This is a genomic window from Shewanella polaris (assembly GCF_006385555.1).
GTDB classification, from domain to species: domain Bacteria; phylum Pseudomonadota; class Gammaproteobacteria; order Enterobacterales; family Shewanellaceae; genus Shewanella; species Shewanella polaris.
This window is the reverse complement of record NZ_CP041036.1, coordinates 2096194-2113106: the sequence shown is the minus strand read 5'-3', so window position 1 is coordinate 2113106 and position 16913 is coordinate 2096194. Positions and strand designations below refer to the sequence as shown.

General features: G+C 40.2%; 12 protein-coding genes and 1 tRNA gene. 3 read left to right on the top strand and 10 right to left on the bottom strand.

The window, feature by feature from the left end; all coding sequences use genetic code 11:
- Positions 1-114 precede the first annotated feature (114 nt).
- Positions 115-972 carry a glutathione-dependent disulfide-bond oxidoreductase gene (gene yghU / locus FH971_RS09225; protein WP_137227263.1) on the top strand — a complete coding sequence of 286 codons (858 nt, stop codon included), beginning with the start codon at positions 115-117 and terminating at the stop codon, positions 970-972.
- Positions 973-1141: 169 nt separating this feature from the next.
- On the opposite strand, the gene FH971_RS09220 is transcribed toward yghU, so the two are convergent.
- Positions 1142-3157 (bottom strand): oxidoreductase, encoded by a 2016-nt coding sequence (locus tag FH971_RS09220; protein ID WP_140234105.1) that lies wholly within the window; start codon positions 3155-3157, stop codon positions 1142-1144.
- A 163-nt stretch (positions 3158-3320) separates the two neighbouring features.
- On the opposite strand from FH971_RS09220, the gene sppA reads away from it, so the two are divergent.
- Both sppA and ansA read left to right on the top strand, forming a co-directional pair.
- On the top strand, positions 3321-5165 hold the full coding sequence (gene sppA / locus FH971_RS09215; protein ID WP_140234104.1) for a signal peptide peptidase SppA: 1845 nt from the start codon (positions 3321-3323) through the stop codon (positions 5163-5165).
- 131 nt (positions 5166-5296) lie between these two features.
- Positions 5297-6310, top strand: a complete 1014-nt coding sequence (ansA, locus tag FH971_RS09210; RefSeq protein WP_140234103.1) for an asparaginase — start codon at positions 5297-5299, stop codon at positions 6308-6310.
- 113 nt (positions 6311-6423) lie between these two features.
- Here the strand turns inward: ansA and FH971_RS09205 are convergent, their stop codons facing one another.
- The 9 genes from FH971_RS09205 to FH971_RS09165 all read right to left on the bottom strand — a co-directional run bounded on the left by FH971_RS09205 (position 6424) and on the right by FH971_RS09165 (position 16831).
- Positions 6424-6705: a YeaC family protein gene (locus FH971_RS09205; RefSeq protein WP_140234102.1), complete on the bottom strand. Its 282-nt coding sequence runs from the start codon at positions 6703-6705 to the stop codon at positions 6424-6426.
- Positions 6702-7019: a zinc ribbon domain-containing protein gene (locus tag FH971_RS09200; protein WP_140234101.1), complete on the bottom strand. Its 318-nt coding sequence runs from the start codon at positions 7017-7019 to the stop codon at positions 6702-6704. The genes FH971_RS09205 and FH971_RS09200 overlap by 4 nt, the downstream gene beginning before the upstream one ends.
- Positions 7020-7071: 52 nt before the next feature.
- Complete coding sequence (locus tag FH971_RS09195; RefSeq protein WP_137227269.1) at positions 7072-8196, bottom strand: M14 family metallopeptidase; 1125 nt, start codon at positions 8194-8196, stop codon at positions 7072-7074.
- 107 nt (positions 8197-8303) lie between these two features.
- Positions 8304-8966 (bottom strand): response regulator transcription factor, encoded by a 663-nt coding sequence (locus tag FH971_RS09190; RefSeq protein ID WP_137227270.1) that lies wholly within the window; start codon positions 8964-8966, stop codon positions 8304-8306.
- A gap of 157 nt (positions 8967-9123) precedes the next feature.
- Complete coding sequence (locus FH971_RS09185; protein ID WP_140234100.1) at positions 9124-10923, bottom strand: DUF885 domain-containing protein; 1800 nt, start codon at positions 10921-10923, stop codon at positions 9124-9126.
- A 635-nt stretch (positions 10924-11558) separates the two neighbouring features.
- The gene (locus FH971_RS09180; protein WP_137227272.1) at positions 11559-12878 is read right to left on the bottom strand and encodes a DEAD/DEAH box helicase; all 1320 of its coding nucleotides are present in this window, start codon (positions 12876-12878) and stop codon (positions 11559-11561) included.
- 196 nt (positions 12879-13074) lie between these two features.
- Positions 13075-13164 (bottom strand) — tRNA-Ser (locus FH971_RS09175).
- 265 nt (positions 13165-13429) lie between these two features.
- On the bottom strand, positions 13430-14053 hold the full coding sequence (locus FH971_RS09170; RefSeq protein WP_371833623.1) for a YchE family NAAT transporter: 624 nt from the start codon (positions 14051-14053) through the stop codon (positions 13430-13432).
- Between the two features lie 726 nt (positions 14054-14779).
- Positions 14780-16831 carry a dipeptidyl-peptidase 5 gene (locus tag FH971_RS09165; RefSeq protein ID WP_140234099.1) on the bottom strand — a complete coding sequence of 684 codons (2052 nt, stop codon included), beginning with the start codon at positions 16829-16831 and terminating at the stop codon, positions 14780-14782.
- Positions 16832-16913: the final 82 nt, after the last annotated feature.

Sequence of the window (16913 nt, the reverse complement as noted above, 5' to 3'; positions counted from 1 at the left end):
ATACGAGTTGATGCTAATGCAACCAATTCATACACGTTACACTAACCTTATTCAGTTAAGCGTATTTTAAATTTGTATGATTAACCTGTAAACGGGTTATCACGAGGAGATTTTATGAGTAACCAATATACCCCACCTAAAGTTTGGACTAATAATACTAATGGTGGTAACAAATGGGCAAACATCAATAGCCCAGAGTCTGGTGCTAGATTCGAGAAAGTACTACCTGTAGGTCAACATTCTTTACAACTTTATTCTCTTGGCACACCTAACGGGCAAAAAGTAACGATTCTTTTAGAAGAGCTACTTGCTTTAGGGATTAAACAGGCGGAGTACGATGCTCATATCATTAACATCGGTGAATCTGACCAATTTTCGTCTGGGTTTGTTGATATAAATCCAAACTCAAAAATTCCTGCCCTATTAGATAAATCAGCTGATGAAGATGTTAACGTATTTGAATCTGCATCCATTCTGGTTCATCTCGCAGAGAAATTCGACCAGTTTCTACCTAAAGACGGGAAAGCAAGAACCCAAACATTTAATTGGTTATTCTGGGCGCAAGGCTCTGCCCCTTTCCTAGGCGGTGGCTTTGGTCATTTTTACGCCTATGCTGATGAAAAACAAGAATATCCTATTAACCGTTTTGCGATGGAAGTTAAACGCCAATTAGATGTATTGGATAAACAACTGGCAAAAAATACCTTTGTTTCTGGCGAGGAATATACCATTGCGGATATGGCAATATGGCCTTGGTACGGCAACTTAGTATTAGGTAAGTTGTATAGCGCCGCCGAATTTCTCGATGTTGCAAGCTACAAAAATGTCGTGCGCTGGGCCAATCAGATATTAATCCGTCCAGCAGTACAACGTGGCAGAATAGTGAATACAACATGGGGCGAACCATGGGAAATGTTGCCAGAACGTCACAGTGCGGCAGACATTGATGCAGTATTAGCATTAAAGCCTTAAACACTAAAACGTATTATCCACAACAAACCCATCGATGATAAGTCAGAAACTAACCGTTATTGGGTTTCGTTAACGCAACAAAAAGCCTTCTTTTTTACAGAAGGCTTTTTTATACAAGGTGCGTACATCACTTCAATGAAGATAGCTAAACGCTAGCATTTGCGAGAAACTAGATACTCATCGCGAGCTCTGCACCTTGACGAATAGCGCGTTTAGCATCTAATTCAGCAGCCACATCTACCCCACCAATTAAATGAACAGGTATTCCACTCGCTTTCATTTCATCAACTAACGAGCGATTTGACACCTGTCCAGCACACAACACCACATTATCGACATCAAGCACTTCAGTTTGATCACCCACTTTAATGTGTAGCCCTTGCTCATCAAACTTTTCGTAGCTAACACCCGTTTTCATATGTACATCATGTTGCTTTAACACACTACGATGGATCCAACCGGTCGTTTTACCCAGCCCCTTACCCATTTTAGTGGTCTTGCGTTGCAATAAATACACATCTCGGCCTGGTTGATGTTCCGGTTCGTCGGTTAAACCACCTGCATGCTGATACGTTTTATCAATACCCCATTGTTCCAACCACTTATCTGGTCGTAATGTATTTGATTCGCGCTCGCATAAGAAGTGAGCAATATCAAAACCAATGCCGCCTGCACCAATCAAGGCTACATTGTGGCCAATTTCAACTTGTCCCGTTAATACTTGCTGGTAATCAACCACTTTAGGATTATCAAAACCGGGCAAATCTATTCCTCGTGGTATCACCCCAGAAGCAATCACAATTTCATCAAATTTTTCATTCGCTAATACTGCCGCATCAAGTTTGGTGTTTAGGCGAAGATCAACTTTATGCAGTTTAATTTGATTGATGAAATAACGAATGGTTTCGTTAAACTCTTCTTTCCCTGGGATTTTACGTGCTAAATTAAACTGGCCACCGACTTCAGACTTGGCTTCAAAAAGTACCACTTCATGACCACGCGTCGCAGCATAAACAGAAAACGCCATCCCAGCAGGACCAGCACCCATTACCGCAATTCGTTTTTTATGGCTGGTAGGGGTAAAATTAATTTCAGTTTCATAACACGCGCGAGGGTTGACTAAACAAGTCGCTCGCTTCATTGAAAAGGTATGGTCCAAACAGGCTTGGTTACAGCCAATACACGTATTAATTAATTCTGGGGTATTAGCAGCAGCTTTATTCACAAATTCTGCGTCGGCTAAAAATGGTCTCGCCATTGATACCATATCGGCTTGACCAGATGCGATAATCTTCTCACCTATTTCAGGGGTGTTAATTCGATTTGTTGCTATCAACGGAACCGTAACTTCAGCTTTAAGCTTTTCAGTCACCCATGAAAATGCCCCACGTGGCACACTCGTTGAAATCGTCGGTACACGTGCTTCATGCCAACCAATACCGGTATTTATAATGCTGACACCGGCTTGTTCTAGCAATTTCGCCAACTCTACAACTTCATCCCAAGTTGAACCATTATCAACTAAGTCGAGCATCGACAAACGAAACACAATAATAAACTCTTTGCCTACTTTGGCCCGAATAGCATTGACGATATCAATTGGGAACTTAATTCTATTTTCATAGCTTCCGCCCCATTCGTCACTGCGTTTATTGGTACGAGAACTGATAAATTGATTGATTAAATAGCCTTCTGATCCCATCACTTCAACACCGTCATAACCGGCTTTTTTGGCCAATGCCGCGCTAGTAGCATAGTCTTTAACGGTAGAACGCACTTGTCGTGCAGACATTGCTGATGGTGTAAAAGGAGTAATTGGTGATTTGATTTTACTCGGGGCTAAACTGAAAGGATGATAGCTATAACGACCCGCATGTAAAATTTGCATGCAAATCTTACCACCCGCCTCATGCACGGCATCTGTCACTATTTTATGTTTACCGACTTGCCAAGAAAAACTCAATTGACAGGCATGTGGCGCTAGGCGTCCACGTAAATTAGGTGCAATACCACCGGTGACGATTAAGCCTACACCACCTTGAGCACGTTCTTTATAGAACGCTGCCAGTTTCTCAAATCCGCCTTTTTCTTCTTCTAATCCCGTGTGCATCGAGCCCATCAATACGCGATTTTTAAGCTGTGTAAAGCCGAGATCTAAAGGTTCTAATAAGTGTGGAAACGACATTCAAACATCCTTTTTAAACAAGTGATTTAAACCAGCATACATCGACAATAAATTTTGCTCAATCAATTAAACGATTGCTGGTCAAAAACCGTTACAATTGAGTTTCACATTTACATTGATTTTCAGTTAGGATGTCTACATTAGAATGTTAAAGGAGTGGCAAATGTCCGCTAAACCCTCGTTTTTAAAAAGGATGTTTTTACTGTTATGGAATACAGTAAACGGTATCCGTAAATTCATCATTAATATTATTTTTTTTGGTTTGTTGGCCGTTATTGCAGTTGCGTTACTCAATAGTGAAGAAGACGTTGTCGTCGAAGATCAATCTACCTTAGTATTAAACTTGTCTGGCAGTATTGTCGATCAGAAACATTACGTCGACCCGATAGAAATGGCCCTTAGTCAAGGACAAGCTAATGATCCAGAAGGCGAAATCCTTTTATCCGATCTACTTTATACCATCAATAATGCGACTGAAGATGTCCGTATCAGTAGCATCGTATTAGATTTAGCCAATTTGCAAAATGCCGGTATTAGTAAGATGACCGCCATTGGTGAAGCGTTAAATCAGTTTAAAGCAGCCAACAAATCAGTGATTGCGATGGCCAATGGCTACGATCAAAATCAATACTTTTTAGCTAGCTTTGCTGACAAAATCTACCTTAATAATCAGGGTATGGTTTCAATTGATGGCTTAAGTCGTTACCGCTTATATTACAAAGCCGCACTCGAAAAGCTTAAAATCACCACACACGTATTTCGAGTAGGTACCTTTAAGTCTGCGGTAGAGCCCCTTATCCGTGACGATATGTCTGATGCAGATAAAGAAGCCAGTAAAGTATTGTTAAATGATATCTGGCAAAGCTATTCAACTATTGTTGCCAGTAACCGTCAAATAGCACCAGATCAATTAGTACTAAGCCCAGATGAGTTTCTCGTTCAGCTCGATAAAGCCGAAGGTGATGCTGCTAAGATGGCAATAAACCTCAAGTGGGTTGACGAATTAGTTTCAGCTGACGCTTTTCGACTCGCAATGATTGAGCGGGTTGGCAGTGATAAAGAAGGTAAAAACTTTAAGCAAATTAGCTTTAATGATTACCGTGCGCTAACAGCCCCCATGCCTCACTTTGTTGAGAAAGACTCTGTAGCCGTTATTGTTGCTAAAGGTACGATTCTTAATGGTAAACAACCTGCGGGACAAATTGGTGGTGAAAGTACTTCTGCACTACTTATGAAAGCACGCTTTGATGACAAAGTGAAAGCGGTAGTGTTACGGGTTGATAGCCCTGGTGGTAGTGCTTTTGCATCAGAGCAAATCCGCCAAGAAGTATTAGCACTTAAAAATGCTGGTAAACCTGTAGTGGTTAGCATGGGTAGTCTGGCTGCATCTGGTGGGTATTGGATATCTGCCAGTGCCGATTATATTGTGGCTACGCCGACTACCCTTACTGGTTCAATCGGTATTTTTGGGATGTTTGCTACATTCGATCAAGCACTTAATCATTTTGGTATCACTTCTGATGGTGTTGCTACCTCTGATTGGGCAGGATTATCACCTACACGTGAATTAAACCCCCAAGTATCTGCAGTAATACAACGTCATATTGAGCGTGGTTATCATGAGTTTATTTCGCTGGTTGCTAAAGAACGTCATATGACACTAGAACAGGTCGATAATATTGCTCAAGGTCGTGTATGGACCGGTAAACGTGCATTATCATTGGGCCTAGTTGATGAGTTAGGCGACATGGACACTGCATTAGCCAAAGCGGCTGATTTAGCAAAAATGGATAAGTTTGACGTAAAAGTGATTGAACAAGAACTCAGCGCTGAGCAGCAACTTATCCAGCAAATCATGGGCGCGACAGCGGCTTATGTCCCTGACAGTGTTCGTCAAACCAGTGTAGTAGAACAGCTTGTTAAGCAATGGGCAGGTGCATTTGAAACACTTTCAATGTTTGATGACCCAAATCATGTCTATATGTATTGTGAAAATTGTAATTATTAATCAATGATATAATAGACATATAAAGATTATTCAAAAAAAGCCTGCTAAGCAGGCTTTTTTATTGGGGATCGATAAATAAACTCGTATAATTTGCACAATCTGCAATCGCGATTCAATAAGAGCCTAAATACATGACAAAGCGTTCAATTTACGTAGCCTATACTGGCGGTACCATCGGGATGCAAAAAACCGCAAATGGTTTTGTGCCAGTATCTGGGTTCTTGACAGATTGTGTACAGTCAATGCCTGAGTTTTACCATACCGAAATGCCTGAGTTCGTTATACATGAATACAGCCCGTTAATTGACTCCTCCAATATGGCACCGACCGATTGGCAAATGATTGCAAATGATATCCAAGCCAATTATGAAAAGTATGATGGGTTCGTTATTTTACATGGCACAGATACCATGGCTTATACCGCATCTGCATTGTCATTTATGCTGCAAGGTTTATCAAAACCTGTCATTGTCACTGGCTCACAAATTCCGCTTGCTCAATTACGTTCAGACGGACAGACTAATTTACTCAATTCGCTCTATATTGCGGCAAACTACCCAGTGGCAGAAGTCTGTTTATTTTTTAATAACAAGCTGTTTCGTGGTAATCGTTCGACTAAGGCTCATGCTGATGGCTTTGATGCTTTTGCATCACCTAATTTTCCTATGTTGCTCGAGGCAGGCATTAAAATTAATCTTAAAGCCGGGAAAATTACTAAGCCGACGGGCGAACCTTTGGAAGTGGTGACCATTAGTCCACAACCTGTTGGTGTGGTGACACTTTATCCAGGGATCTCCACTGATATTTTTAATAATATTTTACAACAACCTGTTAAGGCTCTTATTTTATTGACCTTTGGTGTGGGTAATGCCCCGCAAGATAAGAAGTTACTTGATACGCTGAAGCAAGCAGATGAACGTGGCATTATATTAGTTAATCTAACTCAATGTTTCCAAGGAAAGGTTAATATGGGCGGCTATGCAACGGGTAACGCCTTAGCGCAAGCTGGGGTGATTAGCGGTGCGGATATGACCATTGAGGCTGCATTAGCTAAACTGCATTATTTATTGTCTATTGGATTAACTCCGGCGCAAATAAAACAACGCATGCAAGAAAACCTTGTTGGTGAACTGACCATTGATTAGTTAAGGTTGGTATGCCCTAACGGTGCCATACGCTAACAATGTAATCACTAAACATAAAAATGCGAGCTAATTAGCTCGCATTTTTGATCTATTTATCCGTCTACAGAACGAGGTTATAAATCAGCTTCTTTAAACTCGGCAATAGAATCACCTTTAAACTGTTTTTTTAACTCTGTTTTTGATAATTCATTTATATGACCATCAGCAGCAATAGTAAAATGGTCTGTTTGATGAAGTTTACGTGCTTGATATAACATCACAACTTGTAAGCTTGACTCACGTTGTTGTTCAGTTAAAGCCGTTCCATCATCCCATTTACCTAATTCGGTAGCAGACAACAAGCGCAGGTAAATATCTTCATTCATTTCATCAATGACTTTGTTGATATCGTTCATACTGATTTCCGTTTATGTAATACTATTCTGATGCGAGTCACAAGATAACCCACAAAGCCAATAACAAACATTGCAATCGCAAAGTAAGACTTTAGCCCCTGTGCAGGCTCACCGCCCCAAAACCAAACCACAACACCCGCGATAAATAACGTCAGAAAAAGAAAACTTTGATTCATTAAGCTATTTGAACGCTCAATGTGGCTAATAATAGTGATAGATTCAGTATTACCACTCAAGTCTACTTTGCAATGTGGACATTGTTTCGCCAAACTTGAAATTCGCTTTTGACATTTAGGGCATGCAACTAAGGCCATAATCTACTCTACCTACTTATCATTTTTATCAAAATAACATTTACTGTCGTGATTATAAGTTATCAACCACAGCTAACATTGCTACTAAAGACGCTTCGCCTAAATACACACAACGCTCTGGAGACCAGCCCACAAATGGATCAGCTAAATTGGCATTGTCTTTAAATGGCATCTCTAGTGTATTTGATAAACAGCTAAACGTATTGGCTACCCAGTTAGAACCTACGGTTAAGTTAGCTTTACCAGGTTCATCTTTATCATAACCAAACTCAGTTTGAAAATCTGCACTGGCAATAGTCAAAGCGCTGAGGAATTGTTGCTGTAATTCAGCCATTTTATCGTTGTAGTTTGGTACGCCTTCACAACCCGCAAGGAATACATAAGGCAAACCTTCATCACCATGGACATCATAAAATAAATCAACACCTGTTTGTTGCATTTTATTAACGACATAAAACACTTCAGGGCTTTTTTCTAAGCTAGGCGTTTGCCATTCACGATTTAAATTGGTACCTACAGCATTAGTACGTAAGTGACCGCGTGCGCTGCCATCTGGATTCATGTTAGGCACAATATAGAAATTGGCTTTGTCTAATAAGGCTTTAGATGTTGGGCAATCACTATCGAGTAATTGATTTAGCAAGCCTTCGACTAACCATTCCGCCATGGTTTCGCCAGGGTGTTGACGCGCAGTTATCCAAATATTTTTTTTATCTGGATTAGCATCACCAATTTTAAGTAAGGTCATGTCGCGACCATCGAGGGTTAAACCAAGATGCTCAAGACTTACTGCTGGGTGCAATTGCACTTCGCTGATCAAATCTAAATGGCGTTCGTAACTGTACGGTGCAAAGTAAGCAATTTGAATGGCTTCGCAATCAAGTTCAGCTTGAATGGTTAACTTGCCGTCGGCATATTGAGTTGGCAATCTGAACCATGTTTGACGATCATAACTGGCAACGGCTTGATAATCTTCCCAACCTGTTGGATAAGATGCGCTACCTGCATTGAGGATATTAAGGGTGTAAGTCTGACCGACTTCCCCTTCTAAACGAAAATTGAACCATTGATAAAATTCGCCACCAAAATCAGGTCGAATTGCAAGTTGTATATCATCATGTTTATCAAGGTTGATGACGTCAATGTTGCCGCCGTCAAAGTTTGCTGTAATCCGCATTAGATTATCCTTTAATGTGCTTGCACTTATTTTTGGCTTAATAACGATTGGTATAAGCCTTATTTTATGCGCTGTAGTTTATCAAATGCGGCAATTAGTGTGAACCTTTAAAAACTAAAGCTGTAACCTTGACCGCGTACAGTGTTGATCAATTCACGGGGTAAATTACGTTTAACTAATTTACGGCGTGTATTACTGATATGCATGTCTAAGTTACGGTCAAATCTTCCCAACTCTTTGTGTAATACCCGTTGCTGTAATTCTTCTTTGGTCACCACCTCACCCTTACGTTCATATAAATATACAAACAAGCGGTATTCAGTCTGGGTCAGAACTAATGACTTTCCAGCAAAGCTAATGGTGTAGCAAGTATCATCAAAACGAATATGATCAATATTCTTATTATTAATTTGAGGTTGCTCCCGTCGATGGAGCACATTAAGTCGTAGTTGAAGTTCACGAATATTAAGTGGTTTTGCTAAATAATCATCGGCACCCAACTCTAACGCATTGATGCGCTCAATGTCGCTATTACTGTCCGCCAGTACAATAATAGGTGTTCGGGTTTGTCTTGCAATTAACAACCAAAATGAATCCATTTTAGGCACTGAAAAATCCAATAAAATCGCTTCGAGCTCCATAGTTTCCATGTTGATTAGAGCATCAAAGGCATTATTAACCTGATGGACACTGTAACCCTGCTCGCTCAGTTGTTGTGCAATATCAGTTTTATCGGATTGGGAATGTTCAATGAATAAGATATTCTTCATGATTATTTACTTAATGATAACGATTACCATTAAGATTATCATAGCGATTTAATCAACACTAGATAAAAGGTAACCTTTAGCCCTTTTTACATACAAAAAGGCCTGATATCTTCAGGCCTTGAGGTATAGATCACACTATTAACTAAATTAAACCCGTTTATTTATCCAGCATTAGCTGTTTAATGAATTTAACAGGGGCGCTACCGTAACTTAAAAACTGTTCATGGAACTGTTTCAAATCAAAGCTCTCACCTTGTTTAGCTTTAAGTTGTTCTCTGAAATCATAAATTTCGCGATAACCGGCGTAGTAACTAGTCAATTGAACTTGACTTAAGGTTGCTCGACGCCACTTCCCTTCCGCTTCGGCGCGTTGTTGGAATGCTTCATTCTCAAGTAAGTCAATCACTTCTTGCTCACCCATACCGTTGACTTGAATACTGTAATCTAAAATGGTGTTACAAATAACCCGTAAATTCCACTTGTAATACATCAACCACATTTCAGGTTCAAAGTTGCCATAGCCCTCTTCTAACATCATACGTTCAGCATATACAGCCCAACCTTCTATCATGGCGCCGTTACCAAATAAGCTTTTTACTAAACTAGGAGATTGGTTAGAAAATACTAATTGGGTGTAATGTCCTGGGATTGCCTCATGAATATTGAGCACCTGTAAAATCCAGTGATTGTATTCACGTAAATAACTCTCTGCCGACTCATCACTCATGTCATCAAGGGGTGAAACGTTGTAGTAAGTATTACCACCTTTGTCATAAGGCCCAGGGGCGCTAATGGATGCACCAGCAAAACCGCGCATGTATTCTGGAGTTTCACGTACGATTAGAGGTTTATTGGGATCAAGTGTCACCAGTTGTTTGTCATTCACAAATTTAATAAGCTCTGGAATTTGCTTTCGTACTTCAGCAACAAAGTTTTCCCGTTTAACATGCTTGGTTGATAACACATCAATTAACTGACGAATAGCTTGCCTCTCGTCGTCTGGTTTTGGTGTATCAATGTACTTTGACCAAATTGTATCAGTGATCTTAGCCATTTCTTGCTGAATATGATTTTTATCCGCCACGGCTTTATCGTATAACTGTTTTGCCGTCATACCAGACTGAATATCAAAGGCGAACTTTTCTTCGTATAATGTTTCACCAATACGAAAATCACGGGCCCCATTTTCAGTGAGCTTAGTTTCCAGTGCAGTTAACCATTCAATGTGTTGCTTAATTGCTGCCGTTGCAGCGTCAAAACGCTCTGTAAATAGCGCTTTTTGCTCTTTGCTTAAACCAGAATCAGCGACTTGCTGAACTAACTCCGTGGACAAAACCGAAAATGCACCTTGATTTTGCATAATGGCTAATTGGGTATGTTCAAGTGTCGGATCGCTAATATTATTTCGAGCTGCTTCATAATAGGCGGGCACATTTTCTAGACGTGCAATCACAGAGGTTAAGCGTTCATCTAACGGCGCAAAGTCTTCATTGATGATTTGTGCAAACCCTCCGGCAACATTGTAATTAGACGGATCCCATTGCCAACCTTTAAAGCGTGTAATTTCCCATTGCATTGATTCAACTAAATTACTCAGTAATTTATAATCAATTAACTCGTTCGCGGATAACGACTGTTGATCAAATTGGGCTAGTGCCGTTTGCTGTTGTTTAACAAAAGCCAGTGTTTTGTCGCGGCTAGCTTTGTTTGGGATATCTAAATAACCATCATTTACGTGCTTGCCACTGTACAGGGCCCACGTTGGTGATAATTCCCATAGTTCATCTATAAACTGTTGTGAATATTCGTTAAAGTTTAATGCTGCCGCTGCTGTAGTTTTGCTAGCCTCAGCAGTAACGGCCTTGGTTTGTGTACTTTGCTTAACCGAGTCATCGCTACAACCGACCAATCCAGCCAAGGCAAAAGAAACCGCCAAAGGAAGTAAAGATTTTTTCATTTGTTATCCCTTAAATTGTTATTATTTTTAGTGTGTATAAACTTATATTTTGATACTTAGCGTTTTCGTGATTATAGGTTTTTGCTGCGTAGAGTCGTGTAAAAAATAATCCTACTGCAATTATAATTAGTTAATCATGTTCGTCACTATTTTGCAGCAAGCAGACATCTTTTGTGACACAAAACAGCCAATAGATTCAAAAAATGATCACTAGGGGCTGTTGATCTTTCAAGGTTGTTTTTGCAGCGAATTGTTGGTCATTACTCACATTTATAACTGCGCGGCAGAGACTTTGTGGTGTAGTTATTCTACATAAAAAGTCGATAACACAGTAAAAATGATCAACAAACGCTGCCCGAAGGGTTCGGCTAAAAACGTTTTACTCTTTGTTGAGTCACTCTTCGTTAAGTAAAAGTAGCTTAGATTGCTAGGCAGCAATCCGCTCGCCTCGATTAAAACGTTTTTATCTCGAACAAAATTTAACCTGCAAAGATCAACAGACCCTAACAATGTTCAAAGAGATGGCTATTGATTTACCAATCCGCTAAATAGACCTTACTTTACCCAACGAACACAAAAAAGCGGAATATAAATTCCGCTTTAATAATCACTAAAAAACCGTTCATATTAGCAGGCTATATATTCCATGGATTCGGTTTATTACCTCTAGCGCTCGCTGGTGCTTTAGTCGTTTTGGTTTTTCTAAAGTCTGACGAATCTGTTTTCGATTTACCTAAACTGAGTGAAGGTCTATCTGTATCGGGTGACGACTTATGTTGGCGACTTTTAGGCACAAAATTTAAAACCGAAACAGGTATGGGTTTCTTAGGCTCAAAACCTTCAATCACTTTACGTTCTAACAAATGCCCTAAACGACTTTCGATCATACATAAGTTTTTAAAATCATCATTAGACACAAATGAAATTGCCTCACCAGCGGCTCCCGCACGCCCAGTACGACCTATACGATGGATATAGTCGTCGGCAGGAAACGGTAAGTCATAATTCACTACACGAGATAAGTCATCAATATCAATACCACGAGAGGCAATTCCGGTAGCGACAAGATATTGTATTTTACCTGATTTAAAATCAGCTAAAATCTGTTCACGCACTGGTTGGCTTCGCCCACCATGAATACATTCAGCGTTAATATCGCGCTTTTCAAGCTGACTCACCAATTTGGCTGCACCTTGTTTAGTTTCGATAAATATCAGCGCTTGATTCCACGCTTCTGTTTTAATTAAATGGCTTAATAAAGCAGACTTTTTATCTTTATCGACGGTTGTTAGCCACTGTTCGATTTTTGGTGTTGAGTCACGATCAGCAATCACCGAAATTTCAACAGGACGTTTAATCGCCGTTTTCGCTAATGATCGCACTTGGTTTGATAATGTCGCCGAGAATAATAAACTTTGACGCTCTGAAGGTAATTTATCAATAACTTTATTAATGTCTTCGATAAATCCCATGTCGAGCATTCTATCGGCTTCATCAAGCACCAAGACTTCAACTTCATCAAAGTGCACTGCACGTTGGGTATATAAGTCGAGCAAACGTCCTGGTGTTGCCACCAAAATATCCACGCCATCGATTAACGCTTGTTTTTGTGGCTTTTCATCAACACCACCGTAAATGGCAAATGATGTTAACGGTAAATGCTTAGCATATTGCACAATATTAGCTTGTATTTGCACCGCGAGTTCACGTGTAGGGGTTAAAATTAATGCCCTAATACGCTTAGTACGCTGAATTTCACTATCGGCTAAGCGCTCTAAAATTGGCAATACAAAGCTGGCCGTTTTACCCGTCCCTGTTTGTGCGGCCGCAAGCAGATTTCTACCCGTTAAAATAACCGGAATAGTTTGCTGCTGAATAGGTGTTGGTTGACTGTATCCCACTTCATGTAGGGCATTGACAATCGTGTCGCGTAATCCAAGTGTCGAGAAAGGCATGAAAGTGGGTCTCAATAGTAAAACAAGAATAAAGCATTATAGAGGTTGCGCATAACAAGCGCTAACACCTATTTAATTTTAAAATATGCTAGATAACGCCATGTGGAGACAACGATAACAATAGACGTCATTCACAATGTCATTGTTTAATAGCACAAATGAAAAAAGACGCCCGAAGACGTCTTTTTTCATAATATGGCGGTGAGCGAGAGATTCGAACTCTCGTTAGGGATAAACCTAAACACACTTTCCAGGCGTGCGCCTTCAGCCACTCAGCCAGCTCACCAAATTTTGACTGACTTTTCATCTTAACCGTTAAAGGTGATAATATAAAAAGGCAGTAATTAATCTATTGATTATGTTGAAATTATTAACTGTTGTCTCAACAATGCAACACCCCCTAATTTGTAGCCAGTATTCAATATCAAATTGAACATTGGCCCTCGAGGTATTGCTAATCGTGGCGTACTTTACGCAAATGCCGATAGCGGGTCAAGTTAAAAAACTACACTATCAAGTGTTTGCACAAATGCTCAGCAACTTATGTCAAATTAACCTAATAAGGTTGGGAAAAGTCCTTTAACACCAGCAGCAATGACTTCAATGCCTAAAGACAACATCAGTAGACCCATTAGACGGGTAATAACGTTAATACCCGTTTTACCTAATAGTTTAAACAGCATTGGCGCTATGCGAAATAAACCCCAACTAACAAGGCCTAAGGTAATAATGGTTAAAAACATACCAATGTAGTTGGTTATTTGGTGATGCTCCGCCGCAAATACAATTACCGCACTAATGGCACCAGGACCGGCCATTAATGGCAAGGCTAGTGGCACAACTGCAACAGATTCCATACCAGATGACTCACGGTCTTCTTCTTGGTTACGTTTCACTTCACTGATTTTACCTTGCAACATCGACATCGCAATAATACAAATCAAGCTACCACCCGCGATACGAAAAGCCGATAATGAAATACTGAACATACTAAGAATGTAATGCCCTGCTATTGCCGTCACCAATAGAATGATCACTACGGCCATATTTGCATCACGATTAGTATTTTGGCGATCAGCTTCAGTTTGATGGCTGGTTAAGCTCACAAACACAGGTAATAACCCTACTGGGTTAATAATGGCTAATAGTCCTAGAAAGAACTTGATATAAAGCATGAAATCCACTTGGTATAACCCTCTTGATATTACCTGTATTGAAGCTCGATTCTGAGCGCGCTAATGTAGCTGAAACATTAACATTTCCCAAATGAATTTTTTTGTATTTTATAGGGTATTTTTCAATACAAAAACTAATGATAGATATATTTATTACTTTTAGGCTTTTCATTTACATCACGCGATTAAAGATAAATTAGTTATTTTATTTCATAAACATGTAACAATTCGATTACTTAACCTGCTAGTGGCTATTTATAGAACAGTAACTGTGCTTCACATACGGATATTATATCTGAACAAAATGTGCCTATGATGAAAAATACTAACACCAGGCTATAAATCTATCATCACAAATAAATCTGTAAACAACCCCTAACATCGACACAGTTTCATTATCAAAATCGTTGCTTATCTTGTCGCTTTTAAAACAACTTATATGCCTCTTATAGAATAGCTTAAGGTGTGACGGTTAACGCTACTCGTAATACCATAAATAATATCGTTATTAACCTTCACTTGTTCGGCTATTATCAGCGCGATTGGCACTGTTGCAGCGCTGATAATAAAAGCCTGAAGACTCACTAGGCTAAAACAGCATAGGAATAAAAAAGAGATGCTGCCAGTGGCAACATCTCTTTTATTCTGTCTATCGTATTAATTGCTGCTGAGGTCGAGGATTGAATACTCACTTCATTAAGCGATTAACTAACACACTAGTCTTAACTAATTAGCCGTCCAACGATCCATCCAACCCAGTACATTCTTGTACCATAGCTGTAAGTTATCTTGATTTAAGATCCAGTGGTTTTCATCTGGGAATACCAACAACTCAGAAGGAATACCTTTACGCTGCATAAAGGTAAATGCCCCAAGACCTTGGCCATAAGGCACCCGATAGTCTTTTTCACCATGGATAACTAACATTGGTGTTTTCCAGTTTTCAACATAATTAACTGGGTTAAACTTTTCATACAAGTCTTTGTTTTGATCATATGAGCCACCAAAATCATATTCTGGGAACCATAATTCTTCGGTCACATAGTACATAGAACGCATATCAAATAAGCCTGCATGATCAACCAAGCATTTGAATCCGTCATTCCATTTACCTTGGAACCAGTTCATCATATAACCACCGTAAGAACCACCTAACGCACAAGCGTTGTTAGCATCTAACCAAGGCTGTTGTTCGGTTACGGCTGCCATACCTTTTTTAAGATCTTCAAGTGGCTTTCCGCCCCAATCTTTACCAATTGAGTCTGTGAATCCTTGACCATAACCAGTAGAACCATGAAAATCTACCATTACCACGCCATAACCTGCCCCAGCCCAAAGCTGTGCATTCCAACGTCCGCTGAAACTGTTACCAAATGAACCTTGTGGGCCACCGTGAACTAGGTATGCAATAGGGTATTTTTTACCTTCTTCAAAGTTAGCTGGTTTGATCCAGTAACCATGAACCGTTTCATCATTCCAACCTTTAAAGTTAAACTGTTCAAACTCACCAAAGGTGATCTCAGCAAGTTTATCTTGGTTAACATTAGTCAGTTGTTTTAGTTGTTCACCCTCAAGGGTCACGCTGAATAGATCGCCAGGTTCAACTAATGATGATTTTTTGAAAATAAGACGATTATTGGTCACAGCCACTAGGCTATTACTGCCTTGATTGTATATAGGTCTTACATCACCAAATTGGGTGTTAACCTCAAAGATAGACACTTGACCAACATCTTGTGCGGTCACATACAAAGTACGGCCGTCTGCATTAAACGCCAGTGAACTCGGACTACGGTCCCACAATGGTGCGACTTCTTTTTCTTGGCCAGTGACATTGTCACGTAACATAATTCGATAACGATCGGCTTCATAACCCGGTGTGGTCATAGCCAAATACGCTAGATAACGGCCATCTGCTGAGAACGTTGGTTGAGAATCCCATGCTTTATTGTCTGGGGTTAAATTAACCGTGTCGCCACCGGCTACAGATACTTGCCATAAATCGTAATTAGTGGTCCAAGCTTGATCGCGGCTCGGGGCTTTAGCACTATATACAACGTATTTACCGTCTGCTGTGAAAGTGACTTCTTCCATGCCTGAAAACGGTTTAGGTGGCGTTTCGGTATCACGGCCCTGTGTCACGTCAGTGGCCGTTGTAATCTTGCTGCCATTAAGTGAGGCAACAAATAAATGATTACGCGCATTGTCTTCCCACGTGTCCCAGTGACGCACCATTAACTGCTTGTATAAACGACCAGTGGTTTTACGTTCAGCTTCTTCGGTAAATTTGTCTTTAGAACAAGCTAGGTCTTTACACTCTGGAAATACCCGCAAGTTCATCACAACTTGTTTACCGTCGTTAGACAACTTATAGCCGTTAATATCTAACGGTAAATCAGTAACCGCTATTGCTTCACCGCCATCAAGGGACAGTTGAAACAATTGGCTGGTTCCTGTGCGGCTAGCAAGGAAATAAATCGATTTGCCATCAGGCGCAAAACTCACATCATATTCAGTACCTGTTGCTGAGGTAAGTTGTTTTGGCTTAGCATTTTTATCACTCAAATCGAGTTGATAAAGATCTGAGTTGCCCTCACCTTTGTCATCAACCAGTTTGACGCCATACACCATGGTTTTGCCGTCATTTGATACGGCGGCTGAATGCAATTTATTTAAGTTAACCAATTGCTGAACATTGAACGCTGCGGGCTCGGCCGCATAAACTGAGGTTGCCATGCCAGCAGCGATCAGTGCGAATAATACAGAAGACTTTTTCATTGTTATCTTGTCTCGGTTGTTTGATAAAACATGTTTCGCGTTGTGTCAGCTACGAGCCAATAATCGCAAAAACATAAAATGG

Bases quoted from the DNA above. Each gene is read 5' to 3' on its own strand.
- FH971_RS09185 (WP_140234100.1), bottom strand. From the start codon at position 10,923: ATGAAAAAATCTTTACTTCCTTTGGCGGTTTCTTTTGCCTTGGCTGGA.
- FH971_RS09165 (WP_140234099.1), bottom strand. From the start codon at position 16,831: ATGAAAAAGTCTTCTGTATTATTCGCACTGATCGCTGCTGGCATGGCA.
- yghU (WP_137227263.1), top strand. From the start codon at position 115: ATGAGTAACCAATATACCCCACCTAAAGTTTGGACTAATAATACTAAT.
- FH971_RS09195 (WP_137227269.1), bottom strand. From the start codon at position 8,196: ATGCGGATTACAGCAAACTTTGACGGCGGCAACATTGACGTCATCAAC.
- ansA (WP_140234103.1), top strand. From the start codon at position 5,297: ATGACAAAGCGTTCAATTTACGTAGCCTATACTGGCGGTACCATCGGG.
- FH971_RS09205 (WP_140234102.1), bottom strand. From the start codon at position 6,705: ATGAACGATATCAACAAAGTCATTGATGAAATGAATGAAGATATTTAC.
- FH971_RS09190 (WP_137227270.1), bottom strand. From the start codon at position 8,966: ATGAAGAATATCTTATTCATTGAACATTCCCAATCCGATAAAACTGAT.
- FH971_RS09200 (WP_140234101.1), bottom strand. From the start codon at position 7,019: ATGGCCTTAGTTGCATGCCCTAAATGTCAAAAGCGAATTTCAAGTTTG.
- FH971_RS09220 (WP_140234105.1), bottom strand. From the start codon at position 3,157: ATGTCGTTTCCACACTTATTAGAACCTTTAGATCTCGGCTTTACACAG.
- FH971_RS09180 (WP_137227272.1), bottom strand. From the start codon at position 12,878: ATGCCTTTCTCGACACTTGGATTACGCGACACGATTGTCAATGCCCTA.
- FH971_RS09170 (WP_371833623.1), bottom strand. From the start codon at position 14,053: ATGCTTTATATCAAGTTCTTTCTAGGACTATTAGCCATTATTAACCCA.
- sppA (WP_140234104.1), top strand. From the start codon at position 3,321: ATGTCCGCTAAACCCTCGTTTTTAAAAAGGATGTTTTTACTGTTATGG.